General features: G+C 71.3%; 23 protein-coding genes. 14 read left to right on the forward strand and 9 right to left on the reverse strand.

The window, feature by feature from the left end; genetic code table 11:
• The first annotated feature begins 26 nt into the window (after positions 1 to 26).
• Positions 27 to 623, forward strand: a complete 597-nt coding sequence (locus OG408_RS28355; protein ID WP_266783256.1) for a dihydrofolate reductase family protein — start codon at positions 27 to 29, stop codon at positions 621 to 623.
• A gap of 60 nt (positions 624 to 683) precedes the next feature.
• Here the strand turns inward: OG408_RS28355 and OG408_RS28360 are convergent, their stop codons facing one another.
• A complete protein-coding gene (locus tag OG408_RS28360; protein ID WP_326672694.1) occupies positions 684 to 2297 on the reverse strand; it encodes an adenosine deaminase family protein in 1614 nt (537 codons plus the stop codon).
• 175 nt (positions 2298 to 2472) lie between these two features.
• Here OG408_RS28360 and OG408_RS28365 point away from each other — a divergent pair, with 175 nt between their 5' ends.
• From OG408_RS28365 to OG408_RS28380, 4 genes are read left to right on the forward strand one after another with little or no spacing between them, the layout of a single operon-like run.
• A complete protein-coding gene (locus tag OG408_RS28365) occupies positions 2473 to 2862 on the forward strand; it encodes a GntR family transcriptional regulator (RefSeq protein WP_266783260.1) in 390 nt (129 codons plus the stop codon).
• Positions 2859 to 3749 carry an ABC transporter ATP-binding protein gene (locus tag OG408_RS28370; RefSeq protein WP_326672696.1) on the forward strand — a complete coding sequence of 297 codons (891 nt, stop codon included), beginning with the start codon at positions 2859 to 2861 and terminating at the stop codon, positions 3747 to 3749. The genes OG408_RS28365 and OG408_RS28370 overlap by 4 nt, the downstream gene beginning before the upstream one ends.
• Positions 3746 to 4771 carry an ABC transporter permease gene (locus OG408_RS28375; RefSeq protein ID WP_266783264.1) on the forward strand — a complete coding sequence of 342 codons (1026 nt, stop codon included), beginning with the start codon at positions 3746 to 3748 and terminating at the stop codon, positions 4769 to 4771. The genes OG408_RS28370 and OG408_RS28375 overlap by 4 nt, the downstream gene beginning before the upstream one ends.
• A gap of 57 nt (positions 4772 to 4828) precedes the next feature.
• On the forward strand, positions 4829 to 5524 hold the full coding sequence (locus OG408_RS28380; RefSeq protein WP_326672698.1) for a class I SAM-dependent methyltransferase: 696 nt from the start codon (positions 4829 to 4831) through the stop codon (positions 5522 to 5524).
• On the opposite strand, the gene OG408_RS28385 is transcribed toward OG408_RS28380, so the two are convergent.
• Genes OG408_RS28385 through OG408_RS28395 form a run of 3 tightly spaced genes read right to left on the reverse strand, consistent with a single transcriptional unit; the run spans position 5490 to position 7887 of the window.
• Positions 5490 to 6767, reverse strand: a complete 1278-nt coding sequence (locus tag OG408_RS28385; RefSeq protein ID WP_326672700.1) for an outer membrane protein assembly factor BamB family protein — start codon at positions 6765 to 6767, stop codon at positions 5490 to 5492. The genes OG408_RS28380 and OG408_RS28385 overlap by 35 nt on opposite strands.
• A gap of 50 nt (positions 6768 to 6817) precedes the next feature.
• On the reverse strand, positions 6818 to 7069 hold the full coding sequence (locus OG408_RS28390; RefSeq protein ID WP_326672702.1) for a DUF397 domain-containing protein: 252 nt from the start codon (positions 7067 to 7069) through the stop codon (positions 6818 to 6820).
• A complete protein-coding gene (locus OG408_RS28395; RefSeq protein WP_326672703.1) occupies positions 7066 to 7887 on the reverse strand; it encodes a helix-turn-helix domain-containing protein in 822 nt (273 codons plus the stop codon). The genes OG408_RS28390 and OG408_RS28395 overlap by 4 nt, the downstream gene beginning before the upstream one ends.
• Before the next feature lie 111 nt (positions 7888 to 7998).
• On the opposite strand from OG408_RS28395, the gene OG408_RS28400 reads away from it, so the two are divergent.
• From OG408_RS28400 to OG408_RS28410, 3 genes are read left to right on the forward strand one after another with little or no spacing between them, the layout of a single operon-like run.
• Positions 7999 to 8469 (forward strand): ATP-binding protein, encoded by a 471-nt coding sequence (locus OG408_RS28400; RefSeq protein ID WP_326672705.1) that lies wholly within the window; start codon positions 7999 to 8001, stop codon positions 8467 to 8469.
• 15 nt (positions 8470 to 8484) lie between these two features.
• The gene (locus OG408_RS28405) at positions 8485 to 9531 is read left to right on the forward strand and encodes an NAD(P)/FAD-dependent oxidoreductase (RefSeq protein ID WP_266783274.1); all 1047 of its coding nucleotides are present in this window, start codon (positions 8485 to 8487) and stop codon (positions 9529 to 9531) included.
• On the forward strand, positions 9528 to 10163 hold the full coding sequence (locus OG408_RS28410) for an SAM-dependent methyltransferase (protein ID WP_326672707.1): 636 nt from the start codon (positions 9528 to 9530) through the stop codon (positions 10161 to 10163). Before OG408_RS28405 ends, OG408_RS28410 begins: the two co-directional genes overlap by 4 nt.
• Before the next feature lie 48 nt (positions 10164 to 10211).
• Here the strand turns inward: OG408_RS28410 and OG408_RS28415 are convergent, their stop codons facing one another.
• Positions 10212 to 11363: an FAD-dependent oxidoreductase gene (locus tag OG408_RS28415; RefSeq protein WP_326672709.1), complete on the reverse strand. Its 1152-nt coding sequence runs from the start codon at positions 11361 to 11363 to the stop codon at positions 10212 to 10214.
• Between the two features lie 213 nt (positions 11364 to 11576).
• On the opposite strand from OG408_RS28415, the gene OG408_RS28420 reads away from it, so the two are divergent.
• Together OG408_RS28420 and OG408_RS28425 are read left to right on the forward strand one after the other, a co-directional pair.
• Complete coding sequence (locus tag OG408_RS28420) at positions 11577 to 12197, forward strand: TetR/AcrR family transcriptional regulator (protein ID WP_326672711.1); 621 nt, start codon at positions 11577 to 11579, stop codon at positions 12195 to 12197.
• 119 nt (positions 12198 to 12316) lie between these two features.
• Positions 12317 to 12874: a DinB family protein gene (locus tag OG408_RS28425; RefSeq protein WP_266783282.1), complete on the forward strand. Its 558-nt coding sequence runs from the start codon at positions 12317 to 12319 to the stop codon at positions 12872 to 12874.
• A 69-nt stretch (positions 12875 to 12943) separates the two neighbouring features.
• On the opposite strand, the gene OG408_RS28430 is transcribed toward OG408_RS28425, so the two are convergent.
• Both OG408_RS28430 and OG408_RS28435 read right to left on the reverse strand, forming a co-directional pair.
• Positions 12944 to 13474, reverse strand: a complete 531-nt coding sequence (locus OG408_RS28430) for a hypothetical protein (RefSeq protein ID WP_266783284.1) — start codon at positions 13472 to 13474, stop codon at positions 12944 to 12946.
• Positions 13471 to 13716 (reverse strand): helix-turn-helix transcriptional regulator, encoded by a 246-nt coding sequence (locus OG408_RS28435; RefSeq protein ID WP_242585783.1) that lies wholly within the window; start codon positions 13714 to 13716, stop codon positions 13471 to 13473. Before OG408_RS28435 ends, OG408_RS28430 begins: the two co-directional genes overlap by 4 nt.
• Before the next feature lie 67 nt (positions 13717 to 13783).
• Between OG408_RS28435 and OG408_RS28440 the strand changes: the two genes are divergently transcribed.
• Positions 13784 to 14302 carry a proline dehydrogenase gene (locus OG408_RS28440; protein ID WP_326672718.1) on the forward strand — a complete coding sequence of 173 codons (519 nt, stop codon included), beginning with the start codon at positions 13784 to 13786 and terminating at the stop codon, positions 14300 to 14302.
• A gap of 96 nt (positions 14303 to 14398) precedes the next feature.
• Here OG408_RS28440 and OG408_RS28445 read toward each other — a convergent pair whose 3' ends face one another.
• Positions 14399 to 15022: a YceI family protein gene (locus OG408_RS28445; protein ID WP_266783291.1), complete on the reverse strand. Its 624-nt coding sequence runs from the start codon at positions 15020 to 15022 to the stop codon at positions 14399 to 14401.
• A 226-nt stretch (positions 15023 to 15248) separates the two neighbouring features.
• Between OG408_RS28445 and OG408_RS28450 the strand changes: the two genes are divergently transcribed.
• The gene (locus OG408_RS28450) at positions 15249 to 15770 is read left to right on the forward strand and encodes a hypothetical protein (RefSeq protein ID WP_266783293.1); all 522 of its coding nucleotides are present in this window, start codon (positions 15249 to 15251) and stop codon (positions 15768 to 15770) included.
• A 69-nt stretch (positions 15771 to 15839) separates the two neighbouring features.
• Here OG408_RS28450 and OG408_RS28455 read toward each other — a convergent pair whose 3' ends face one another.
• A complete protein-coding gene (locus OG408_RS28455; RefSeq protein ID WP_266783295.1) occupies positions 15840 to 17069 on the reverse strand; it encodes a glycoside hydrolase family 64 protein in 1230 nt (409 codons plus the stop codon).
• Positions 17070 to 17417: 348 nt separating this feature from the next.
• Here OG408_RS28455 and OG408_RS28460 point away from each other — a divergent pair, with 348 nt between their 5' ends.
• Both OG408_RS28460 and OG408_RS28465 read left to right on the forward strand, forming a co-directional pair.
• A complete protein-coding gene (locus tag OG408_RS28460) occupies positions 17418 to 21293 on the forward strand; it encodes an endo-alpha-N-acetylgalactosaminidase family protein (protein ID WP_326672722.1) in 3876 nt (1291 codons plus the stop codon).
• Positions 21294 to 21456: 163 nt separating this feature from the next.
• A complete protein-coding gene (locus tag OG408_RS28465; protein ID WP_442806146.1) occupies positions 21457 to 23781 on the forward strand; it encodes a polysaccharide lyase 8 family protein in 2325 nt (774 codons plus the stop codon).
• The last annotated feature ends 6 nt before the right edge of the window (positions 23782 to 23787 follow it).

Below are 23787 nucleotides of genomic sequence, written 5' to 3' on the forward strand. Positions count from 1 at the left end.
AGCAGGAAGTGCGAGGAGCGAGCCACATGCGCATCGTCATCAGCGAGTTCATCAGCCTGGACGGCGTCGTGCAGGCGCCGGGCGGTCCCGAGGAGGACACCGACGGCGGCTTCGCCCACGGCGGCTGGTCGCACCCCTTCTTCGACCCCGAGGTGGTGGGCGGCGCCTTCGACAGCGCGATGAGCTCCGCCCGGGCGCTGCTGTTCGGCCGCCGCACCTGGCAGACGATGGCGGCGGCCTGGCCCGATCGGGCCGGCGACCCGTTCGCCGACCGGATGAACGCCATCGAGAAGTACGTCGTGACCGGCACCCTGGGCGACTCCGACCTGACCTGGAACAACACCGAGCGCATCGACGGCGAGAAGTTCGTGGGGCGCATTCAGGAGCTGCGCGACAAGGGCGACGGCGATCTGCTGGTCATGGGCAGCCCCACCCTGGTGCGCGGTCTGCTGAGTGAGGGCCTCGTCGACGAGCTCAAGCTCGTGATCATGCCGGTGCTGCTCGGCGGCGGAAAGTCGATCTTCCCTGCGGACGGCGGCCTGCGCACCCTGGAGCTGGTCTCGACGACCGTCAGCGGCGCCGGAGTTCAGGTCTGCACGTACCGGCCGGTGGCCAGGGACTAGAAACGCGAGGGGTGCGGGATCTCTCGGCCCTGCACCCCGGCACGACGCTTACCGGAAGGGTCAGCCCCGGCCGCCGTGGGCGCGCTCGAAGGCGGCGAAGGCCGACTCCTGACGCCACTGCGTCGCGGCCTTCGGGCTGTCGGCCAGGAAGCGGGCGCAGCGCGTGCTCGGACGGTCGCCGGGCCGGCTGCCGAGGCAGGCGGGGACCGGGCGGTAGCCGGAGGGGGCGGAACCGGTGGCCCACAGGCTGCGGCCGTCGCGGAAGGCGTACTCCAGCGAGGCGCGGGCCAGGTCCTTCAGTTCGGTGTAGCCGAGGCCGTACGTCCGGGCGGCGTACTGGTACTCGTGGGTGACGTCGATCCGTGAGACGCCCGGGTCGTCGGTGGACAGGACCACCGGGACGCCGTAGCGGCGGTAGGCGTTGAACGGGTGGTCGTCGCCCGAGATGCCGAGGATCTGCTTGTTGCTGGAGAACGGCACCTCGACCGCGACCCCGCGCCGCGCCATCGTCCGGGCGAGCTGCCGCCAGTCGTCCTCGTGGACCAGGTCCACACCGTGCCCGATGCGTTCGGCACCGGCGACCAGGACGGCCTCGCGGATGTGGAAGGTCAGGTCCTCCGGCTTGACCAGACCGGGGGCCAGCTCACCGGCGTGCAGGGTGAGGTGGGCACCGGGGTACTGGCCGCGCAGGTACTTCAGCATCCGCATCTGGAGGCTGTAGTTGCTCAGCGAGCTGTCCCAGTCCTCCGGCTGGACCAGGTTGACCGCGACGAACCGCGGGTCGCGCTCGGCCAGCCGCATGCCGACCGCCATCTGCGTGAACACCCGGGCCGGGGAGCTGCCCCGGGAGACCTGGGAGATCCAGCGGACGGGGAGCCGGCAGCCGGGGTCGGGGCTGGCGGTGTCGCAGTGCGCGGTCGCACGGAAGTCCGCGTCGCCGTCGTCGGCCTCCTTGACCGCCTCGTTCACGACCCGGTCGAGTTGCCCGCCGGCCAGCAGCCTGCGGTGGAAGACGGCCAGGTCGGCGTCGTAACCCACCTCGTCGGCAAGCTTCTTGGCGCTGTCCGACGCGGGAGTGACCATGGTCTCCAGATAGAACTGGTTCTGCTTCACCACCGAGTTGGCCACATTGGCCAGCAGCTTGCCCCGGTCCCACGTCGCCAGGCCGAACTTGCCGAACGTGTCGAAGAAGTGGTCGTGCCCGGACTCGTCGGCCGGGAAGTCCTGCATGGACCAGGCCCGGATGATCTGCTGCCGGAAGTCCGCGTCCGTCCGCGCGTCGGCGGCCGGCCTCGTGCCCGTGCCGCAGGGCGGCGCGACGGCCGTCATCGTCGCGTCGATGCACAGGCCCCGGTCCATCGCGAGCTTGATCAGGTACTCGGTCGAGGCCGCGCCCGACAGGTGGTTGTGCAGGTCGCCGCCCTTGGGCAGCGCCCTGAAGAAGGCGTTCAGCCGCTCGGGCCTGCTCTGCGACGCGTCGAGGTACGCGGCGGTCCTGCGCTCGGCCGCGGTCACCACGCGGGGCGAGACGGACCGGACGCCCTGCGGCGACGCGTCGGCTCCCGGCGCGGCCTCGGCCGGGACCGCCGGGAGCAGGGCCAGCACGGCGAGTGAGCCGAGACCGGCCAGGAAGGGGTACTTGTGACGGCGTGCCGTCGGGGTGGTTGAGATCACCGCCGAATGATCGCGTCTGGTTCAGATGGATATCACCTGAATCGCGGCCGTGGCAGGGCACGTCCACTCGATCGAGTGGGGGACCGAATGATCTTCGCCTGCCCCGCGACGGCCCTTGACGTGACATACCGCCAGAGTCCTATAGTGCTAGGACCCTAGATGAATAGAGGAGACGGTGATCGAGTTTCACCTCGATGCCCGGTCCGGCGTCGCGCCGTACCTGCAACTGGTGCACCAGGTCCGACAGGCCATGCGGCTGGGGCTGTTGTTCGAGGGGGATCGCCTGCCCACGGTCAAGGACGTCGCGGCCAAGGTGGCGATCAACCCGAACACCGTGCTCAAGGCGTACCGGGAGCTCGAGTACGAGGGGCTGGTGTCCAAGAAGCCCGGCGTCGGCACCTTCGTGTCGAGCACTCTCAGTGACGCCTCTCTGTCCCAACACGAGCCCCTGCGGCAGGAGTTGCGTGGGTGGCTGGAGCGGGCCCGGGCCGCCGGGCTGGACGAGGAAAGCATCGAGGCCCTGTTCCTGAGCACGTTCCGTACGGCCACCGAAGAGGAGCAATGACCGCCATTCTGGAAGCCATCGGCCTGGGCAAGCGCTACGGCCGCCGCCAGGCACTCTCGGACTGCACGCTCAGCGTGCCCGCCGGCCGGGTCGTGGGCCTCGTCGGCCCCAACGGGGCAGGGAAGTCAACGCTCCTGCAACTCGCCTGCGGGCTGATCACCCCGACCTCGGGCACCATCGAAGTCGTCGGCGGACGGCCCGCCGCCGACGCGGCCCAGCTGGCCAAGGTCGGCTTCGTCGCCCAGGACACCCCCACGTACACCGGGCTGTCCATCGCCGACCACCTGCACCTGGGCGCCCGCCTCAACCCCACCTGGGACAAGGGCCTCGCGGAGGGCCGGATCCGGGACCTCGGCCTCGACCCCGCCCAGCGGGTCGGCAAGCTCTCCGGCGGCCAGCGGGCCCAGGTCGCGCTGACGCTCGCCGTGGCCAAGCGCCCCGAACTGCTGATCCTGGACGAACCCGTGGCGGCCCTCGACCCGCTGGCCCGCCGCGAGTTCCTTCAGGGACTCATGAAGCACGTCGCCGAGCACGGCACCACCGTCATCCTCTCCTCGCACCTGGTCTCCGACCTGGAACGGGTCTGCGACCACCTGATCTCCCTGGTCGCCTCCCGGGTCCAGCTCGCCGGAGATGTCGACGACCTGATCTCCACCCACTTCCGGCTGACCACGACCCGCCGTGACGCGTCGAGCCTCCCGGAGGGAATGCGGGTGCTCCAGGCCACGCACACCGAACGCCAGAGCACCTTCCTGGTGCGTGCCGACACCGCCGTTCACGACCCCGCCTGGGTTCTGGAGCCCCTCGATCTGGAGGACCTGGTCCTCACCTACATGGCCGAAGGCAGAACCACTGTCGCCACGATGACCCCGGAGGCACAGCGATGATCTGGCTGACCTGGCGCCAGTACCGCGTCCAGACCCTCCTGGCCCTGGCGGCGCTGGCCGCTGTCGGGATCGCCCTTGTGATCACGGGGACGCAGATGAGGACCTCGTACGACGGCGACGTGGCCGGCTGCTCCACCACCTGCGAAGCGGCCAAGAACGCGTTCGTCCACGAGTACGAGACCCTGGCCGCCCTCGTCACGGGACTGCTCGTCGCCGTACCGGGCGTCATAGGGATCTTCTGGGGAGCGCCGCTCATCGCCCGGGAACTGGAGGCGGGCACGCACCGGCTGATCTGGAACCAGAGCATCAGTCGCGGCCACTGGCTCGCCGTGAAGCTCACGGCCGTCGGCCTGTCGTCCGTCGCCGTCACCGGTCTGCTCAGCCTCATGGTGACCTGGTGGGCCCGGCCGCTCGACGAGATCACCAGCAACCGCTTCGACCCGCTGCTGTTCGACGGCCGGGGCGTCGCACCGCTCGGCTACGCCGCCTTCGCCTTCACCGTCGGAGTCTGCGCCGGACTGCTGATCCGCCGGACGGTCCCCGCGATGGCGGTGACCCTCGCCTTCTTCGCCGCGGTCCAGATCCTCGTGCCGTACGCGATCCGGCCGCTGCTCATGGAGCCGGTGCGGGCGGAGGTGGCACTCGCCGGCCTCGGCATGGCGGCGCAGGAGGGGAGGCCCGCCGAGGGCGCCACATGGAGCGCCACCGACATCATGCTGTCGGGCGACGGGGAGAACGCCCAGGTGAAGGTGGGCCTGTCCAGGTCCGGGGCCTGGGTCCTGTCCGACCTCGGCCCGGTACTGAACTCCGACGGCAAGGAAATGCGTGGCAGCGCGGGCTGTGCCGCACGGGAGACCGACCCGCTGCGCTGCTTCGCGAAGTCGGACTTCCATGTGGCGGTGGAGTACCAGCCCGGGGACCGCTACTGGACCTTCCAGTGGATCGAGACGGGGATCTTCGTCGCGCTCGCGGGCATCCTTTCCGGGTTCAGCGCCTGGTGGCTGCGCCGGCGCCTGGACTGACCGCACGCCGCTGCCGGTGCCCTCGGGCACCGGCAGCGGTACCCCTACATTGGTGCGATGGCTGACCCGCGACCTTCCCCGCCGGAGCCCGGCAGCACCGCCGACGTCGTCCGCACCTGGGACGCACGCGCCGCCCACTATCTCCGGCTGTTCCGCGACGAGTTGGACACCAAGCCCTTCGACCGCGAGATCCTGCACGCCTTCGCCGGGCGCGTCACCGAGGGCGGCAGGGTGTACGACGCCGGCTGCGGGCCCTGCGGCCATGTGACCGAACTCCTGGCCGCCCACGGCCTCGACGTGCTGGGCATCGACCTCTCGCCGCGCTGCGTCGCCCTCGCCCGGCAGGAGAAGCCCGGCTGCCGGTTCGCGGTCATGGACCAGCGGGACATCGCGGGGGAGCGGCTCGACGGCCTCGTCTCGTACTACTCGCTCCACGACCGGCCCAAACGGCATCTGGCCGCCACCCTGATCTCATGGGCGGCGGCGGTCCGCCCCGGCGGCCAGCTGCTGATCGTGGCGAAGGAGGGGACGGGCGACCACGTCGTCGACGATCCGCTCGGCAGCGATCTGCGGGTGTACTGGGCGGAGTTCACGCCGTACGAGCTCCGCAGGGCGGCCCGGGACGCGGGCTTCCGCGTCGACGGCTGCACGGTCCGCGAGGCGTACGACGACGAGATCCCGACCCGCCGCATCTACCTCACGGCCAGTCGCGCGGGCCTCACACCGCCACCGCGCCGATCCCCGTGTCCGTGACCACGTACAGCCTGCCGCCGGCGACCAGCGGGACCCGGGCCGCGCCCGTCCTGCCCGCCACGCGCCAGAGCCGCGCCCCGGTCCGGGCGTCGTAGGCCCAGATGTGCGAGCCGTGGGCCAGCAGCACCGACCGGCCCGGCACCAGGGCCGGAGCGGAGGTGCAGTCGTCCGACGTCGTACGCCACAGCCGCTTCCCGTCGGACGCGGCCCGTGCGGTGACATAGCCGTCCGGCTCCTTCCCGCCACTGGAGCGCGACCCCCGGAAACCGTCACTCGTCGCCAGGAACACGGCGGACCCGCCCGACGCCGCCTCGGGCGTCACCGGCGAATCGACGGTCACGCGCCAGCGCCTGTCGCCCGTCGCCGTGTCGTACGCGTACACGGCCCCGGTCCCCGCCTCGCAGGCGTAGACCGTGCGCCCGTCGTCGGAGACGGTGACCCGCGCACCGGGGGAGCGGCCGGACTCCCTGGGCGGCGCGGGGGACCTCCAGAGCCGCGCACCGGTGGCGAGGTCGTACGCGACGACCTCGTTGGCCTTCCCGGCCCCGGTCGCGTACATCACCTTCGCCCCGAGTGCCACGCTGTCCTGCCGCGGCAGCGACCAGCGCGCGTCACCGGTGTCGGCGTCGAGCACGGACACCCGGTCGCCGTCCCGGCTCTCCGCCACGAGTTGTCCGCGGGGCCGGTCCGCGAGCAGCAGCCGGTTCCCTCCGGTGCGCCACTTGGTACGGCCGCTCGCCGCGTCCAGCCCGCACAGCACTCCCTCGACCAGGGTGTGCGTCGAACCGGCGTTGTCCGCCACCTTCTCCGTCTCCATCAGCACACACACCGTGGAGCCGATCACCACCGGTGCCACCGGAGGCCCACCGCCCAGTGCCCCGCTCGCCCAGCGCCGGCTGCCGTCGCCGGCCGCGAGGGCGTTGACCTGCCCGCCCTCGGCCGCGACGTAGAGGTTCGACCCGACGACCGCCACCGGCCCGAGCCCTGCTTCGGCCTTCACCTCGGCCACCCACCGCCCACGCCCGCTCGCGGCGTTCACCGCATGCACGGACGGCGGGCCGTCGGCTGTGGCGTAGAGGGACCCGCCCGAGACGCTCAGGCTGCTCAACGCGCCGGAGGCCCCGGCCATCGCGTACGACCAGGTGCGGGGCCGCTCGGGCGGTGCGGGTACGGCCTCGCGCGAGTCGCCGAACACCCGCCAGGCCACCAGCGACCCGGCCCCCACGACTCCGGCCCCGAGCACGGCCCGGCGACCGACGCGTTGTCCCTGACTGCCTGGGAGCCTGCGTGCCCTCACACCGTCGCGTCGAGAAACGCGGACCAGGCGTGCGGGGGGACGGTGAGGACGGGACCGTCGGTGACCTTGGAATCCCGGATGTGCACGGCGGCGGGGTGCGCGGAGACCTCGACGCAGTTGCCGCCTTCGCTGGCGCTGTGACTGGACTTGCGCCAGTCGTAGGCGACTTCGAGGCAGGCCCCGCCCTGGTCGCTGCTGTAGCTGGACTTGAACCAGCTGAGGCCTGTGCGGTGTGCTGCGCGGGTCATGTCTCTCCAAGCAGGTCATCCAGTAGGCGCACGCTCTTCTCGGGGGAGAGCGCCTGCGATCGGAGCATCCCATATTTCTGGTGGAGGACGCTGACCTCACCGAGATCATCGACGAGGAAGCTCACGCGCTGGCCCTCGATATAGGCGAGTTGATCGTGCTGGGGCGTCTCCAGCAACACCATCGGGCCATCCAGAGCCGCGTGCGCCTCGCGCCTGGTCTCCATGATCTGGAGACCGAGAAAGGGGAGCTCGGCGCACTGCCGGAGGTGCTGGATCTGCTCGCGCAACACCTGGCGGCCGCCTAGCGGCCGGTGCAGGATGACCTCTTCGAGCAGGAAGTTCATCATCGGCCTCGGTTTGCGTTCCAGGAGCCTTCGACGCTCCAGACGTGCGGCGACCCGCTCGTCCACCTCCTCCGATTCCAGGGGAGGATAGAGCGAGTTGAACACCGCCCGCGCGTACGCCTCGGTCTGAAGCAGCCCCGGTACGACCTGGTTCTCGTACGAGAGCAGCGTCAACGCCTCCTGCTCGTACTCCACGAAGTCCTGCACGAACGCCGGGAACCGCTCCTTCTGCGGGACCCTCGTCACGGCGACCTGTAACGCCCCCTTCGTGTCCAGGAGTTCGTCCAGCCGGCCCGCGAGATCGAACTGGAGGGGCCGCCGCCCCTGCTCGATCGACGCGATCGTGTCCTCGCCCACGCAGAACTGATCCGCGAGGGCCGCCTGGGTCATCCGGGCCGCCTTGCGGAAGGTGGCGAGCTGGGCGCCGATCACGTGCCAGGACGTGACGCGCTTGTTCCTCTTTGCGGACTGCATGGAATACCTCTCCCCGTCACGGCCCCCGGATGACCCGTCAGAGGTCGTACAGCCGCGTTGTACGACCTGACCCACTGATCAAGCGTAGTGACGGTGTGTGACCTTCGTCTCATGGATGAGACAACTCAACTCCCGTGCTTCCGTGAGGCGTTCTACCGGCGCGAACGCAGGTCGATCCCGCTCGTACGGAGGTTCGCGCGCGAGGCGCTCGTCGAGTGGGCGTGCGGGGTGGAGGCGGCGGACGTCCTGCTCTGTGTGAGCGAGCTGGCCACCAACGCGCTCGTGCACGGGGTGCCGCCGGGGCGCGGGTTCCGTATGCACCTGTACTGGGAGCGGGCCGAGGGCAGGCTCCGTGTCGAGATGCACGACAGCGGCGACGGCGAGGTGCCGGCCGACCCGGTCGCCCGTGGCGCGGAGCCCGATGCGGAGGCCGAGGGCGGGCGGGGGCTGCTGCTGGTCTCGGCGCTCGCGGATGCGTGGGGGGTGGCGGAGCGGGACCCCGGGAAGATCGTCTGGTGCGAGTTTGCCGCTTCGGCAAGGAACTTTGCCGGATCGGGACCGGATGCGCACCATCTTCCGTAGATGGAGGTGTTTCGCATGAGCGACATGACGCAGACGTACGACGTGGTGGTGATCGGTGGCGGGGCCGCCGGTCTGAGCGGGGCGCTGTCCCTGGCGCGGGCCAGGCGTTCGGTGCTGGTGATCGACGCGGGCAGCCCGCGCAACGCACCCGCGTCCCACGTGCACAACTACCTGGGCCGGGAGGGCACCCCGCCCGCGGAGCTGGTGGCCGTCGGCCGCAAGGAAGTGGCCGGATACGGGGCCGAGGTCGTCGAGGGCGAGGTCGTGTCGGCCGGGCCGCTGCCGGGCGGGGCCGGATTCCGCGTCGTACTGACGGACGGCACCGCCGTGACGGCGCGCCGCCTGCTCGTCACCACCGGGCTGGTCGACGAGCTGCCGCCGATCGAGGGCCTGGCCGACCGCTGGGGCCGTGACGTGCTGCACTGCCCGTACTGCCACGGCTGGGAGGTGCGGGACGCGGCGATCGGCATCGTGGCGCTGTCCCCGATGGCCGTGCACCAGGCGCTGCTGTGGAGGCAGTGGAGCGCCGACGTCACTCTCTTCCTGCACGACGGGCCCGAGCCGGGCGACGAGGAGTACGAGCAGCTGGCGGCTCGGAACATCGCCGTGGTGGACGGGGAGGTGACCGGGCTGGAGGTGGGCGGCGACGACCGTCTCACCGGGGTGCGGCTGGCCGGTGGCCGGGTCGTTCCGCGCGAGGCCGTCGTGGTCCAGCCGCGGTTCACGGCGCGCTCGGGGGTGCTCGACGGGCTCGGGCTGCGCGCCACCCCGCTGGAGATGGGCGGGCACACGCTGGGCACGTACATCGCGGTCGACCCGGTCGGGGCGACGGAGGTGCCCGGGGTGTGGGCGGCCGGTAACGTCGCCAGCCTGATGGATCAGGTCATCGGAGCCGCTGCCGCGGGGCTGAAGGCCGGCGCCGCCATCAACGCGGACCTCGTCGCCGACGACACCCGCCGCGCGGTCGGGGCCCGCCGCGCCCCCTTCTCGGCCGAGGCCGAGCGCCAGGTCTGCGAGAAGGCCCTCGGAAACCGCCGTCACGGACTGCAGGAGACACGATGACCCACGACAGCACCTCGGCCGCATCGGACGCCGAACTCTGGGACGAGCGTTACCGCGAGAGCCACCGCATCTGGAGCGGGAACCCCAACACGATGCTCGTCCGTGAGGTGGAGGGCCTGAAGCCGGGGCGTGCCCTGGACCTCGGGTGCGGCGAGGGGGCCGACGCGGTCTGGCTGGCCCGCTGGGGCTGGCAGGTCACCGCCACCGACATCTCGCGCGTCGCGCTGGCCCGGGCCGCCGAGCACGGGGCCGAGGCGGACGTCGCCGACCGGATCGACTGGCAGTTCCACGACCTCGGGGTCTCGTTCCCGGAGGGGGAGTACGACCTGGTCTCCGCGCAGTTCCTGCACTCCATGGGTGACCTGCCGCGCGAGGAGATCCTCCGCCGGGCGGCCGCGGCGGTGGCCCCGGGCGGCGTGCTGCTGATCGTCGGCCACGCGGGATTCCCCGCCTGGGAGCACGACCACGCGGACATGGAGCTCCCCACCACGGACGAGGTGCTCGCCTCCCTCCGGCTCCCGGAAGGGGAATGGGAGGTGCTGCTCAGCGCGGAGCACGAGCGCGTGCAGAACGACCCGGACGGCAACCCGACCACCCGCACGGACAACGCGCTGAAGGTCCGTCGGCTCTGACGGCCGGTGCGACGGGGGCGGCGGGAGCGGAGAACGGACGCCGGAGCCTCAGTTGCTGTCGCTGTTGCTGTCGCTGTCGTCGGTCGCGAAGTCGGGCAGTTCGGCGGACAGCAGTTCCTCGGCGCCGTGGTCGAGCAGCTGCTGCATCTTGTGGGAGCGGGACAGCATGGTCCGCTCGTAGGTGCGGATCGCGTCGTCGACGGTGCCGGTGCCCGCCACGGCGAGGGCCAGTTCGCAGGCGTCGAGCATGGCGAGGTTGACGCCGACGCCGAGCGGGGGCATGAGGTGGGCCGCGTCGCCGAGCAGGGTGACGGTGGGGTCGTGTTCCCAGCTGTGGGGGACGGGCAGGGCGAGGATGGGCCGGTCGACGTAGCGGCCGTCGTTGTCGGTGAGCAGCCGGCGCATGCGGGGTGACCAGTCGCGGTACTGCTCCACGAGGTGGGCGCGGAGGGGGCCGGTGTCCTGGACGGTGAGGCCGTTCGCGGTGATCCAGTCGGCGGGGACGCGCTGGATGATGTAGACGCGGATGTGGTCGCCGCTGTTGCGCTGGGCGAACAGGCCTCGCTCGCCGTCGGCCGCGGCGGCGCTTCCCCGGCCGACTAGTCCGGCGATGTCGGGGTGCCGGTTCTCGACGTCGTGGAACCACGCTTCGAGGAAGCTGACACCGCTGTACCGGGGCGTGGCGGGGGAGACGGCGCGTCGCACCTTGGACCAGGCGCCGTCGGCGCCGATGACGAGGTCGGCCTCGACGCTGGTGCCGTCGGCGAAACGCAACAGGCGGGGGCCTTCGGAGGGGCCGTCGACGGACGTGAGGGTGTGTCCCCAGCGCACGGTGCCGGGCTCCAGGGAGTTCAGGAGGAGATCGCGCAGGTGGCCGCGGTCGATCTCCGGCTTGAAGCGTTCGCCCTCCTCCGGGGTGTGGTGGAAGAGGACCTTGCCGCCCGGGTCCAGCTGGCGCATCTCCTGCCCCTCGGGGCGGGAGAGCCGGAAGAACTCGTCGAGGAGCCCGGCCTCGCGCAGGGCGATCTGGCCGTTGTCCTCGTGCAGGTCCAGGGTGCCGCCCTGGTTGCGGGACCCGGGACCGGTCTCGTGGTCGTGAACGGTGGCGGTGATGCCGTGCCGCTGGAGGATGCGGGCGCAGGTCAGGCCGCCGGGTCCGGCGCCGATGATCGCGATGCGGGGAGGGGGTGCGGTGGTCATGGTGGTGCTCCGTTCGTGTGGGTGGCGCCGCGTCGCGGTGAAGGGGGCGTCAGCCGGCCGTGCCGGCGAGCATCACGCCCGGCAGCACCGCCTCATCCGATGGACGGTGGGCGGCGGGCCGGGCCCTGCGGCGCCATTCCAGAAAAACACACTCACCAAAAAAGTGCAACGGTGCAACTTTTGCTATCAGGCACTTTTGCGTACGATGACTGCATGACGACTCCGACTCCGCCCGCGGCTCCCGTGGGGCGCCGCGAACGCAAGAAGGCCGCCACCCGCCGGGCGCTCGCCGACGCGGCCCTGGATCTCTTCCTCGCGCGCGGGTACGACGCGGTGACCCTGCACGAGATCGCCGAGGCGGCCGACGTCTCCACCACCACGCTCCTCAAGCACTTCCCCGGCAAGGAGGCCCTCGTCTTCGACGAGGACGCCGACCAGGAGGCCGGGCTCGTCGCCGCGGTCCGTGACCGCGCCCCAGGCGCGACCGTCCTCGATGCGCTGTGCGCGCACGTGAAGAGCGTTCGCCTCCGCCCGGCGGACTCCGACCCCCGCTACGCCGACTTCTTCGACCTGGTGGCGAACACCCCGGCTCTCGGCGACTACGCCCACCGCATGTGGATGCGCCACCAGGGCGCCCTCGCCCGCGCCATCGCCGATGACGCCGGCGCCCCGCCCGGCGATCCCCGTACCGCGGCCCTGGCCCGCTTCGTCCTGGAGACGTCGGCGCTCGCCCACCGGGCCGAGGATCCGGAACGCGCGGTCGACGCCGCCTTCGACCTGCTCGAACACGGCTGGAACGGCACCGCGGCCCGACGGTCCGACGCCGGCCGTTGAGCCTCGTCCGGGCAGACAACGGAGTTCAGGCCGGCAGCGGAATTCAGGTCGGGAACTGACCTATACGGTCTCTAGTGTCTTCCTCGACCGGCCCACAGGAACGACAGAAGGCGGACATCATGACTGTCAGCGAGGCGACCACCCGCGACGTGACCGAGGCCCCGGCCGCCACCGGCGAGCGTGCCGACTGGCTGGAGGCGCTGGCCAAGCAGCGGCACTTCCTCCGCTTCACCACCCGTGACCTCACCGACGAGCAGGCCGGGATGCGCACCACGGCGAGCGAGCTGTGTCTGGGCGGGCTCATCAAGCACGTCACGGGGGCCGAGCGGGGCTGGGCGCGCTTCATCGTGGACGGTGCGTCGGTCATGCCGGACTTCACCGCGATGACCGAGGCCGACTGGGCGCAGCGCGCCGACGAGATGCGGATGCTGCCCGGCGAGACGCTGGCCGGGGTGCTGGACGACTACGCCGAGGTGGCCCGCCGCACCGACGAACTGGTCGCCGGCCTGCCCGACCTGGACGCCACCCAGCAGCTGCCCAGGGCGCCGTGGTTCGAGGGTGACGTGCGGTGGTCGGCGCGACGGGTGCTGATGCACATTGTGAGCGAGACCGCCCAGCACTCCGGGCACGCCGACATCATCAGGGAGTCGATCGACGGCGCGAAGAGCATGGGCTGACCGCGGTCTGCCGATGGACGATGAACAACGGGCGGCGGGCGGCCGACGACGAGCGGCGGGGGAGTCGGCTCAGAACAGCTCCGATTCCGGTTCCGGCTCGTCCCGGACGGTCAGCCCCGCCACCCACAGCGGCATCAGCCAGTGCGCGACGAACACCGTGGCCAGCACGGGGACGAGCAGCGTCCCCGCCTCGGCCCGCCCGGTCCAGTCGCCGCCGGCGACGACACCGAGGGCGACCGCCAGCAGGAATGTGGTCAGGCGGTGCGCCCGGGCCCGCACCCGGTCCCGCTCCGCCACCTGGCGCTCGTCCAGGACGGGCGTCCGCAGTTCGAGCAGACCGCGGGTGGCGGCGTTGAGCACGCCCGTGGCCATGCACCACGGAAGGACCACGGCGAGCAGGGCGAAGGCGGGCCAGACCCGGTCGCTCGCGTAGGCACCGGTGCCCGCGGCCAGGCCGGCCGCGGTGAGCGTGACGTGGGCGGCGACGGCCGTGCGGCGGCGCGTGGCCGTCGCGTACAGCGCACTCGCCCGGCGGTCGTTCATGAGGGCGAACATGCGCCGGTCGTACCGCGTGGGTCCCGCCATGCGTGTGGTGGTCATTGCTTCCTCCCGTAGACCTCGTCCGTGAGCGGGCGGAACGGCCGGAGGGAGAAGAGTGCTTCCACCGGCAGTCCGAAGAACTCGGCGATGCGCAGGGCCAGATCGAGGCTCGGGTTGTACTGCCCGCGCTCGATGTATCCGATGGTCTGGTAGTGGGCGCCGACCGCTTCGGCCAACGCCTGCCGGGACACCTTGCGTTCCGCGCGCACCATCGCCAACCTGTTGTGCACCTGCTCGCTCATGTATAAGAAGTACTACATTCCATGGTGGTACGACAACAGGTTCGACGGGCGGCGGCACAATGCGTCCATGGACGCAGAAGTTGCCGCGCTGCTCGGAGCCGCCGTCGGCTCGCTCGCCACGCTCGGCGCGGCGTTCGTGACCGGACGCGCGGCGGCGCGCTCGCAGTTCGACCAGTGGCGCAGACAGCACCGCAGGGACGCCTGTGTGTCCTACCTCGGCGCCCTGCACGACCGTGACATCGCCATGGACGCCGTGTTCGAGGCGCTGCGGCCGGACCGTCCCGACCTGGCGCAGGTCGAGGAGCGGGTGGGGCGCTTCGTCGGTCTGGCGCGTGAGGTGCACCGCGCGGCCGAAGTCGTCATCCTCGAAGGGCCGCCCCCTCTGGCGAAGGCCGTGGGCCGGCTGGGCCGGGCGTCCGGTGAACTCGCCGAGGTCATGCGGCGCATGGTGAAGGACGCGCACGCGGGGGACACCGCGGGCAAGGCGGCGGACACCGCCCTGGCCACCCTGCGGGAACGCGCCCTGCATCAAGAGGTGAAGAGCTTCCGCTCGGCCGCCGCCGACGTCTTCCGCAAGCCGCGCTGACGGGCGCCGGAACGCACCCCGCCGCCCCGGACGCCGAGCGCCCGCCGTCCTCCCCCGGAGGGGCGGAAGGCGGGCGCGCTCGGTTCAGGGGGTCGCTCAGGCCTGCGGGGCGGCGGCCTTGATCGCGGAGATGTCGAAGTTCAGCTTGACCTTGTCGCTGACCATCACGCCGCCGGTCTCCAGCGCCGCGTTCCAGGTCAGGCCCCAGTCGGAGCGCAGGATGTCCGCGCTGCCCTCGAAGCCGACGCGCTCGTTGCCGTACACGTCGGTCGCGGAGCCGTTGAACTCCAGGTCGATGGCGAGCGGACGGGTGACGTCCTTGATCGTGAGGTCGCCGGTGACGCGGTACTTGTCGCCGCCGAGCTGCTCGGCAGCCGTGGAGCGGAACGTCATGAGGGGGAACTTCTCGGCGTCGAAGAAGTCGCCGCTGACCAGGTGGCCGTCGCGGTCGGCGATGCCGGTGTCCACGCTGGCGATCCTGACGTCGATCGTCGCGGCGGAGTTGGCCGGGTTGCTGCCGTCCAGCGTCAGGCTGCCCTCGTGCTCACCGAAGGAGCCGCGCACGTTGGTCACCATGGCGTGGCGCACGGTGAAGCCGATGCTGCTGTGGGCCGGGTCGATCGCGTAGTCACCGGTGAGGGCGGCCAGGGCGGGGTCGACGACGACGGTGGTGGCAGCGGCGGCGGGGGTGTCGTTGTTCCGGCGGTTGAACAGAGCCATGGCTCCTCCTCGGGGACGTGATCGAGCGGGGCCCGACCTAGTTGTTTAACCTTCAACGAGATTCACTGTAGACCCATCTTGTTCAAAGTTCAACATCTAGGTTCGCGACTGTTACGGGCGACGCCGGGTGTTCACGACGCCGTTACACCGGGCCCTCTGGCGGACGCGCGTAGAACTCGGGCACTATCTCCTTGCCCACCTTGTCATGCACAGGAGGAGTCCCCCCATGGTGTCCCGTATGACGCTGCGCCCCGTCCTGACCGTCCTCGCCCTGGTCCTGGGCGTCCTCTTCGCCCCCGGAATCGGTGTCGTCACCGGTACGACGGACGCCTACGCCGTCACCAAGCTCACCCACAGCCAGGCGACCGCCAGATTCAGCTCGTCCGGCGTGACCTGGTCGTCCTCCGGCGGCTGCTCCAACCGGAACGTCGCCACCTGCACCTCCTTCGACCAGCTCAACCTGCCGACCGCCCAGGGGGCCCAGACCCTCAAGAGCGCCACCGGCTGCGCGCTCAACATCACCGGCGGCACCGAGACCGGGCACGCCGGTGGCACGTACTCGCACTGGAACGGCTACAAGCTCGACTTCGGCAAGACCACCTGTCTCACCAACTACGTGCACGGCGTGTTCAGTTACATCGGCCTGCGTGGTGACGGCGCACCCCAGTACAAGTCCGGCTCCGGCAACATCTACGCGGACGAGGGCAACCACTGGGACGTGACGTACTACAACTGCGGCGGCTGCTGATCCCGTCATCCGCCCCCGGACATGCCTGTGCCCCCGTCCCGCCCGGACGGGGGCACAGGGGCACCAGGGTCAGGAACCCACCGACACCGTGAAGCGCCGCGGGTTGCCGTCGTTGGCGGCGCCCGAGACGTCCGGCTCCCCGTCGGGGCGCACGTCGTCGTACGGGAAGGCGTAGCCGATCGGGCTGTTGGCGTGCACGATCCGCGACCAGTGGTTGGTCACCGCGCCCTGGTAGTAGTCCGCCACCGTGGTGCCGTTCGGCTGGTCGGGGTGGCTGAGCATGATCGACCGGTTGAAGCCGGCCGCGAGCCGGGCCAGCAGGCCCTTCTTGTCGTCGGAGTCGCCCGGGTTGTTGGTGAACGGCCCGTGGTTGCAGGTGAAGATGTCCTTGGAGACGGGCTTGGTGAAGGTGTGCCCGCCGTTGAAGGTCAGCGTGTCGCCGCTGACCCGCCCGGTGAAGACACCGCGGCCGCCCTGGAGGTCGATCCGCAGATCGGTCGAGCGGTACTTGTCCCAGACCTCGTCGATCTGCGCCGTGAACAGATCGCGGAACGGCATCTGGTCCGGGCGGTCGAAGAACGGCGCCATCAGGTTCTGCGGGGAGATGACCCGCAGCACGCCGCCGTCCGAGCCGCGCGTCACCAGCTGGTCCCACGGCTGCCCGTCGGCCGCGGCCTGGGCGGTGAGACCGTCGGCGATCCTCTGGACGGCGCCGTCCGGGAGCGGGGCCACCGTGTGTGTGGCGTCGCCCTCCAGCGTCAGGCCGATCGGCAGTGCGGTCACCAGGTCGACGTAGCTGATGTTCGCGTACAGCTGCTGCGGGTTGAAGGTGAACTCGCAGAACGACCAGGTGCGCCCGTAGTTCGCGTCCGTGGACGTGGCGAAGGCCGGCTCGACCAGGGAGGGGCCCGGGTTGAGATAGAAGTCCAGGGTGTCGTCGCGGACGAAGTAGACCCGCGCCCCGTACATCTGGGGAAGCGTCACCACGACCGGTGCGCCGCCCGCCGCGTTCAGCGGGATGGCGCAGTCGACCGGCAGCGGGGTCTGCGGCGCGGCGGGGGAGTCCGGGCGGTAGACGCTGCCGTCGGCCCGGAGCAGGATCCAGCGGTCGGTGCCCTGTTCGTGACCGGTGACGTACGCGTTGACCCGGCCCGGCAGGGACTTGTTCTCCAGGGCCAGTTCGCAGGTCGCGGCCGCGGCCGATGCGCTCGGGCTCAGCGTGCTCCCCCAGAGGGGGTAGGTGAGCGCGGTCGCGGAGGCGGCGACGCCGCCGGAGAGGAACATTCTGCGCGAAATCATGAGGCGACTCCGAGACTGTGGGGGGTCGCGGACGGGGTATCCGTGCGGGGAGGTGGAGCGGATCCGTCCGCGGTGCGCACCACTCTTGCGAGGGGCGGCGCGAGCGTCAAGACTTGTGACTGAGAGCGCTCTCAAAAAAGAGAACTCTTCACAACCCGACACATCCGAACGGCACTTGGCGGCTCGGGCGGCCCGTCCCGCGAACACCGTGATCAGGAACTGAACGCGGCGGCCGCGATGACCCGCACACCCCTCACTTGGACTTACGCGGAGCGGTTGTTGGACTGGAGGAGCCCTCGGGACCGTACGTCGTTGACGGTGTCCGGACACGGCGACTACGCAGAGCACATGTCGCCAAGATTCGCTTCGGTGGGCGCCGCAGCCGCCGCCTCAGCCGCCGTCCTGGCTCTGGTGGGGACCGCCCTCCCCGCCTCAGCCGCCGCCCCCTCTCCCGCCGGTGCGGCGCAGACCCCCGCACCGGCCGACGCCCGCGTCATCGGATCGCCGCAGCTCTCCGTCGCCGTCGCCGACGACTTCCCGCGCGTCCTCTCGTACACCGACCTGGCCTCCGGGAACCAGCTGGCGGGCAGCACCCGGCCGGTCACCGCCGTCACCCTGAACGGCACCGCGCACCCCGTGCACCTCAAGGGCGCCCCCGCGGTCACCGGGTCGGCCGCCCGCTACACGCTCGTCTTCGACGACCTGCCCGGTGTCGAGATCGACGCCTCGCTGTCCGTCTCCGGGCGCGCCACCACGTTCAGGGTGACGGCGGTCCGGGACACCGAGGCGTTCCGCGTCGGCACCATCGACATCCCCGGCCACGACCTGGTCTCCGTCGCGAGCACCGACACCGGAGCCGCGACCGCCTTCACGAAGCTCGACCCCGACTCGACGAAGACCGCCGACGTCTTCGCGAAGGTCACCGACGCCACCAAGGCCGACGCGGCACCCGTCGGCGGCACCTACGCCATCGTGAACACCGGTGCGCTCGCGGCCGCCGTCGAGTCCAACTCCTCGTACGACAAGCCCGCCGGCGCCACCGGCGGCGACGACGCCCGCTTCTGGCACCAGGCCCGCAAGGACGACGACGGCACCACCCGGGTCGGCGTCTGGTCCGGCCAGTGGACCTACCGCGGCGAGGGCGCGCCCAAGCCGGAGAGCGGCGACAGCCTGCCGTGGGCCAAGGTCGTCGTCACGCCCGACGCCAACGGCGACAAGACCGTCGACTGGCAGGACGGCGCCGTCGCCTTCCGCTCCATCGGCGTGGTCGCCCCGGGCAGCGAGGACACCGCGGACCGGGTCGTTACCCACATCCCGTTCAACTTCGCCAGCCAGGCCACCCACCCCTTCCTGCGCACCCTCGACGACGTCAAGCGGATCTCGCTCTCCACCGACGGCCTCGGCCAGCTCGCGCTGCTCAAGGGCTACGCCTCCGAGGGCCACGACTCCGCCCACCCCGACTACGGCGGCAACTACAACAAGCGCGCCGGCGGGCTGAAGGACCTCAACGAGCTGCTCAAGGACGGCAAGAAGTGGGGCGCCACCTTCGGCGTCCACGTCAATGCCACCGAGGCATACCCGGAGGCGAAGGCCTTCGACGAGAAGCTCGTCGACAAGACGAAGCCCGGCTGGAACTGGCTCAACCAGAGCTACTACATCGACCAGCGCCGCGACATCAACAGCGGCGACCTGGCCCAGCGCTTCCAGCAGCTGCGCGACGAGACGGACAGCAACCTCAGCATGCTGTACATCGACGTCTACTACACGCACGGCTGGATCGCCGACAAGACCCTCCAGTCCCTCCAGAAGCAGGGCTGGAACGTCTCCAGCGAATGGGCCGACAAGTTCGAGCGCGGCTCGCTCTGGTCGCACTGGGCCAATGACCTCGACTACGGCGGCGCCACCAACAAGGGCCTGAACTCGCAGATCATCCGGTTCATCCGCAACGGCGAGAAGGACGTCTGGAACAACGACCCGGTCCTCGGCCAGAGCGCCATCGACGAGTTCGAGGGCTGGACGGGCGAGACCGACTGGAACGCCTTCTACGACAACATCTGGCAGCGCAACCTGCCCGCCAAGTACCTCCAGCAGCAGAAGATCACCCGCTGGGACGGCAACGACATCACGTTCACCGGCGGGGTGAGCGGCACCGTCGAGGACGGGAAGCGCACCTTCTACGACCACGGCCGCAAGGTGCTCAGCGGCACCGATTACCTGCTGCCGTGGGACGGCGGCAAGAAGCTGTACCACTACAGCAAGTCCGGTGGCACGAGCAGCTGGGCGGTGCCGTCCAAGGGCGCGTACACCGTCTACGAGCTCACCGACAACGGCCGGGTGAAGACCGGCACCGTGCGTCCCGTGGACGGGAGGATCACGCTGACGGCCGAGGCCGGACAGCCGTACGTCCTCTACCCGGACAAGGCCCCGAAGGCCGCCGACGCCAAGTGGGGCGAGGGCACCCTCGTCGACGACCCCGGCTTCAACGACGGCAGGCTGGCCGACTGGTCGCGCACCGGCACCGCCGCCCGCGACACCGACGGCCAGGGCCGCAACAGCGCGAAGCTGTCCGGCACCGGCAAGGCCGCCCTCTCCCAGTCCATCGGCGGACTGAAGCCCGGCGCGCGCTACACCGCGTCCGCGCTCATCGAGGTCCAGCCGGGCAAGACCCGGCACACCGTCCTCTCGGCCGGCGGGACGTCCGTCGCCGTGGACCGCTCCACCGCGAAGGACCAGGTCGCCGCGTCCGACTGGCACGGCACCTACTTCCAGCGCGCGAAGGTGAACTTCACCGCACCGGCCAACGGGCGCACCACCCTGCGCATCGAGGCGGCCGGCGGCAGCGCGGCGACCGTCCGCGCCGATGACGTACGCATCGTCGCCAACGCACCCGCCACCAGGAAGAACACCGTCGTCCACGAGGACTTCGAGGACGTCGACCAGGGCTGGGGTCCCTTCCTCAAGGGCGACGCGGGCGGTGACACCGACCCCCGCACCAGCATCTCCCAGCTGCACGCCCCGTACACCCAGGCCGGCTGGAACGGGAAGCTGATCGACGACGTGCTCGGCGGCAAGGAGTCCCTCAAGGCCCACGAGGAGAACGCGGGCATCGTCTACCGGACCGCGCCCTGGACCGTCCCGATGACGGACGGCCACCGCTACAAGGTCGAGTACGACTACCAGTCCAGCCACGCCGGTGCCTACGAGTGGGTCGACGGCTACGACCGGATCACCGCGGACGGCGCACCCGACTCCGTCGAGACCCGGAACACCGCGATCGGCGCCCAGCACACCACGGGCCACTTCACCGAGACCGTCACGGCGGGCTGCGGCGACACCTGGACCGGGCTGCGCAAGCGCGGCGACGCCCCCGAGGGCGCCGACTTCGTCCTCGACGGCTTCACCGTGACCGACCTCGGCGCGGCCCCCGCCGGTGAGCAGGCCGCCTGCGGCACACTCACCGTCGCGCCGGCCGCGGAGACCCTGGAGCCGGGCGCGGCCAACACCGTGAAGGCGAGCTTCACCAACTACGAGGCCACCGCCGCCACCGGCGTCTCGGTCGGCCTCACCGTCCCCGAGGGCTGGCGGGCGGAGCCCTCGGGCGCCGTCACCTTCGACTCGGTCGCCGCCGGTGCCAAGGTCACCGCGAGCTGGCAGGTCACCCCGCCGGTGGACGCCGAGTACCGGACGTACGGCCTGAGTTCCGAGGCCGCCTACACGGTCGGCGGTGCGCGGCGGACGCTCGGCGCGCAGACCTCCGTACGGACCCTGCCGCCGCCGCCCACCACGGACAGCTGGGCCAGCGACCTCGACTGGACGGCCTCCGAGAACGGCTGGGGACCGGTCGAGCGCGACCTCTCCAACGGTGAGACCGGCACCGGCGACGGCACCGCGCTGACCATCGGCTCCACGGTGTACGAGAAGGGCCTCGGCAGCCACGCCCCGGCGAAGGTCCGCTACTACCTGGGCGGCAAGTGCACCTCGTTCACCGCCGAGGTGGGCGTGGACGACGTGCAGAAGAGCGCCGGCAGCGTGCAGTTCTCCGTGACCGCCGACGGCACCGAGAAGGTGAAGTCCCCGGTCCTCAAGGCCGCCGACTCCGCCTGGTCGCTGACGGCGGACGTCACCGGCGCGAAGTACGTCGAGCTGATCGCCGGTGACGGCGGCGACGGCAACGGCAACGACCACGCCGACTGGGGCAGCGCCCGCTTCCACTGCGGAAGCTGAACGGCTCCATGAGGGAGGGGGGCGGGCCGTCATCGGTCCGCCCCCTCTCCCGTCGGGGCGGACCGTCGTCGTCCGCCCCCTTCCCCGTCGTAGTAAGCGCGTGCTAGACCAACTCCCGACCGGTCTAAACCACTTGTCCACCGGAGGTAGTCCCGTGTCACTCCTGCCCGCCTGGTCCCGCCGTGCCTTCCTCGCCACCGGCAGTGCCACCGCACTCGGCCTGGCGCTCGCCCCGACGGCCCGCGCGGCGCAGGACGAGTTCGAGACGCTCCGGCTGCGCTGGAACGACCTCTCGCTCGGCACCGGCTACGACCCCGCCGCCGAGCCCTACGCCGCCAAGCTGGCCGAGACCGGCGAACTCGCCGCGGAGTTCCGCTCGACGATGGCCCCCGCCGCCGGCTCCCTCTGGGACGGGCACACCTTCGACCCGCCGTCCGGCATCACCTGGAGCTACGGCCGGCTGTGGACGATGACCCAGGCGTACGCCCAGCAGGGCACCGGCCACACCGGCGACGAGGGCCTCCTCGCCGACATCCTCCGCGGCCTGGACCACCTCTCCGCGACGGTCTACAACACCACCACGGCCCGGTACGGGAACTGGTGGGAGTGGCAGATCGGCAGCCCGCGCCTGCTCATGGACATCGTCGCCGTCCTCCGCCCCCACCTCGGCGAGGAGCGCGTCGCGGCCGCCTGCGCCGCCGTCGACCACTTCATCCCCGACACCATGCTCACCGACTACAGCGGCACCTCGACCGGCGCCAACCGGGTCGACCTGTGCCGCTCCGTCGCGCTGCGCGGCATCCTCGGCCGGGACCCGGCGAAGACCGCGCTCGCACGCGATGCCCTTTCGCCCGTCTTCCCGTACGTGACGACGGGCGACGGGCTCTACGCCGACGGCTCGTTCGTCCAGCACACCTGGGTCGCCTACTCGGGCACGTACGGCCAGGTCATGCTCGACGGCCTCGGCCGGCTCTTCGCCCTGCTGGCCGGATCGACCTGGGCGGTCACCGACCCCAACCGGCAGATCATCCTCGACAGCGTCGAGCACGCCTACGCCCCGCTCATCCACGACGGACTGATGATGGACAGCGTCAACGGCCGTGCCATCAGCCGGGGCCTCCTCAAGAGCGACGAGCTCCGCATCATGCGCAGCGACCACTTCCACGGCCAGGGCCTGATCGCCGCCGTCGCCCTGCTCGCGGGCGGCGCCTCCGCCGCCGAACGCGACCGGTGGAACGGCATGGTCAAGGGCTGGATCGAACGCGACACCGTCAGCCCGGTCCTCGCCGCCCCGCAGTTCGGGGTCGCCGACCTGTCCAGGCTCCAGGCGGCGGCCGACGCCCCCGTACCGGCAGCGCCCGAACCCGTCGGGCACACCCTGTTCGCCGCGATGGACCGGGCCGTGCACCGCCGCCCCGGCTGGGTCGCGAACGTGTCCATGGCCTCGGAGCGGATCAGCGCCTACGAGTGCGGCAACGGCGAGAACCCGCGCGGCTGGCACACCGGGGCCGGAATGCTCTACTGGTGGGCCGGACCGGCCGGCGGCGGCCAGTACACCGACTGGTTCTGGCCCACCGTCGACTGGTACCGGCTGCCCGGCACCACCGTCTCCACCAAGCGCCTCGCCGACCGGGCCGGCGGCGAATGGGGCGAACCCCGCCCGGCCGTGCAGTGGGTCGGCGGTGCCCACGACGGCGAGTTCGCCGCGGTCGGACAGCACGTGAAGGGCCTCGGCTCCACCCTGGAGGCCCGCAAGTCCTGGTTCTGCGCCGCCGACACGGTCATCTGCCTCGGGGCGGGCATCACCGCGGCCGACGGGGTCCCCGTCGAGACCGTCGTCGACAACCGCAACCTCGGCCCGGACGACAGCCAGGCCCTCACCGTCGACGACCGCGAACGCCCCCGCTGGGCCCATCTGGAGGGCCACGGCGGCTGGGTGCTCCCCGGCGGCGCCGAGCTGCACACCCTGCGCGAGGCCAGGACCGGCGCCTGGTCCGACATCAACACCACCAGCTCCACCGAACAGCAGACCCGCCACTGGCAGACCCTCTGGCTCGACCACGGCACCGACCCCGCCGACGACGGCTACCTCTACCTCCTGATGCCGGGCGCGTCCCGGCGCACCGTCGCAGCCCGCGCCGCCGACCGGCACTGGCTGACCGTGCTCGCCAACACCGCCGCCGTCCAGGGCGTCGCCGTGCGCTCGCTCGGGCTGACCGCCGCCAACTTCTGGCAGCCCGGCACCGCCGGACGGCTCTCCTCGACCGGTCCGGCCAGTGTGCTCGTACGGGAGGGCCGGGGCGCCACGACGGTCAGGATCAGCGGGCCCGACCGCAGCGGCACCCCGTTCGACGTGGTCTGGGACCGTCCGGTGCGCGAGGCCCTCCCGGCGGACCCGGGCATCGAGGTCCGCGCCACCGGCCGCCGCCTCGTGCTCCGCGTCGACCCGGGAACGGCCGGCGCCACCCTGCGGTGTGACGTCCGGTAGCCCGTT

Source organism: Streptomyces sp. NBC_01257 (assembly GCF_035917255.1).
GTDB lineage: Bacteria > Actinomycetota > Actinomycetes > Streptomycetales > Streptomycetaceae > Streptomyces.

What these genes read in the sequence shown, in the direction of transcription:
- OG408_RS28410 (WP_326672707.1), top strand. Translation starts at nt 9,528, where the DNA reads ATGACCCACGACAGCACCTCGGCCGCATCGGACGCCGAACTCTGGGAC.
- OG408_RS28420 (WP_326672711.1), top strand. Translation starts at nt 11,577, where the DNA reads ATGACGACTCCGACTCCGCCCGCGGCTCCCGTGGGGCGCCGCGAACGC.
- OG408_RS28375 (WP_266783264.1), top strand. Translation starts at nt 3,746, where the DNA reads ATGATCTGGCTGACCTGGCGCCAGTACCGCGTCCAGACCCTCCTGGCC.
- OG408_RS28430 (WP_266783284.1), bottom strand. Translation starts at nt 13,474, where the DNA reads ATGACCACCACACGCATGGCGGGACCCACGCGGTACGACCGGCGCATG.
- OG408_RS28435 (WP_242585783.1), bottom strand. Translation starts at nt 13,716, where the DNA reads ATGAGCGAGCAGGTGCACAACAGGTTGGCGATGGTGCGCGCGGAACGC.
- OG408_RS28355 (WP_266783256.1), top strand. Translation starts at nt 27, where the DNA reads ATGCGCATCGTCATCAGCGAGTTCATCAGCCTGGACGGCGTCGTGCAG.
- OG408_RS28425 (WP_266783282.1), top strand. Translation starts at nt 12,317, where the DNA reads ATGACTGTCAGCGAGGCGACCACCCGCGACGTGACCGAGGCCCCGGCC.
- OG408_RS28390 (WP_326672702.1), bottom strand. Translation starts at nt 7,069, where the DNA reads ATGACCCGCGCAGCACACCGCACAGGCCTCAGCTGGTTCAAGTCCAGC.
- OG408_RS28455 (WP_266783295.1), bottom strand. Translation starts at nt 17,069, where the DNA reads ATGATTTCGCGCAGAATGTTCCTCTCCGGCGGCGTCGCCGCCTCCGCG.
- OG408_RS28370 (WP_326672696.1), top strand. Translation starts at nt 2,859, where the DNA reads ATGACCGCCATTCTGGAAGCCATCGGCCTGGGCAAGCGCTACGGCCGC.
- OG408_RS28440 (WP_326672718.1), top strand. Translation starts at nt 13,784, where the DNA reads ATGGACGCAGAAGTTGCCGCGCTGCTCGGAGCCGCCGTCGGCTCGCTC.
- OG408_RS28400 (WP_326672705.1), top strand. Translation starts at nt 7,999, where the DNA reads ATGGATGAGACAACTCAACTCCCGTGCTTCCGTGAGGCGTTCTACCGG.
- OG408_RS28460 (WP_326672722.1), top strand. Translation starts at nt 17,418, where the DNA reads ATGTCGCCAAGATTCGCTTCGGTGGGCGCCGCAGCCGCCGCCTCAGCC.
- OG408_RS28415 (WP_326672709.1), bottom strand. Translation starts at nt 11,363, where the DNA reads ATGACCACCGCACCCCCTCCCCGCATCGCGATCATCGGCGCCGGACCC.
- OG408_RS28395 (WP_326672703.1), bottom strand. Translation starts at nt 7,887, where the DNA reads ATGCAGTCCGCAAAGAGGAACAAGCGCGTCACGTCCTGGCACGTGATC.
- OG408_RS28445 (WP_266783291.1), bottom strand. Translation starts at nt 15,022, where the DNA reads ATGGCTCTGTTCAACCGCCGGAACAACGACACCCCCGCCGCCGCTGCC.
- OG408_RS28405 (WP_266783274.1), top strand. Translation starts at nt 8,485, where the DNA reads ATGAGCGACATGACGCAGACGTACGACGTGGTGGTGATCGGTGGCGGG.
- OG408_RS28380 (WP_326672698.1), top strand. Translation starts at nt 4,829, where the DNA reads ATGGCTGACCCGCGACCTTCCCCGCCGGAGCCCGGCAGCACCGCCGAC.
- OG408_RS28450 (WP_266783293.1), top strand. Translation starts at nt 15,249, where the DNA reads ATGGTGTCCCGTATGACGCTGCGCCCCGTCCTGACCGTCCTCGCCCTG.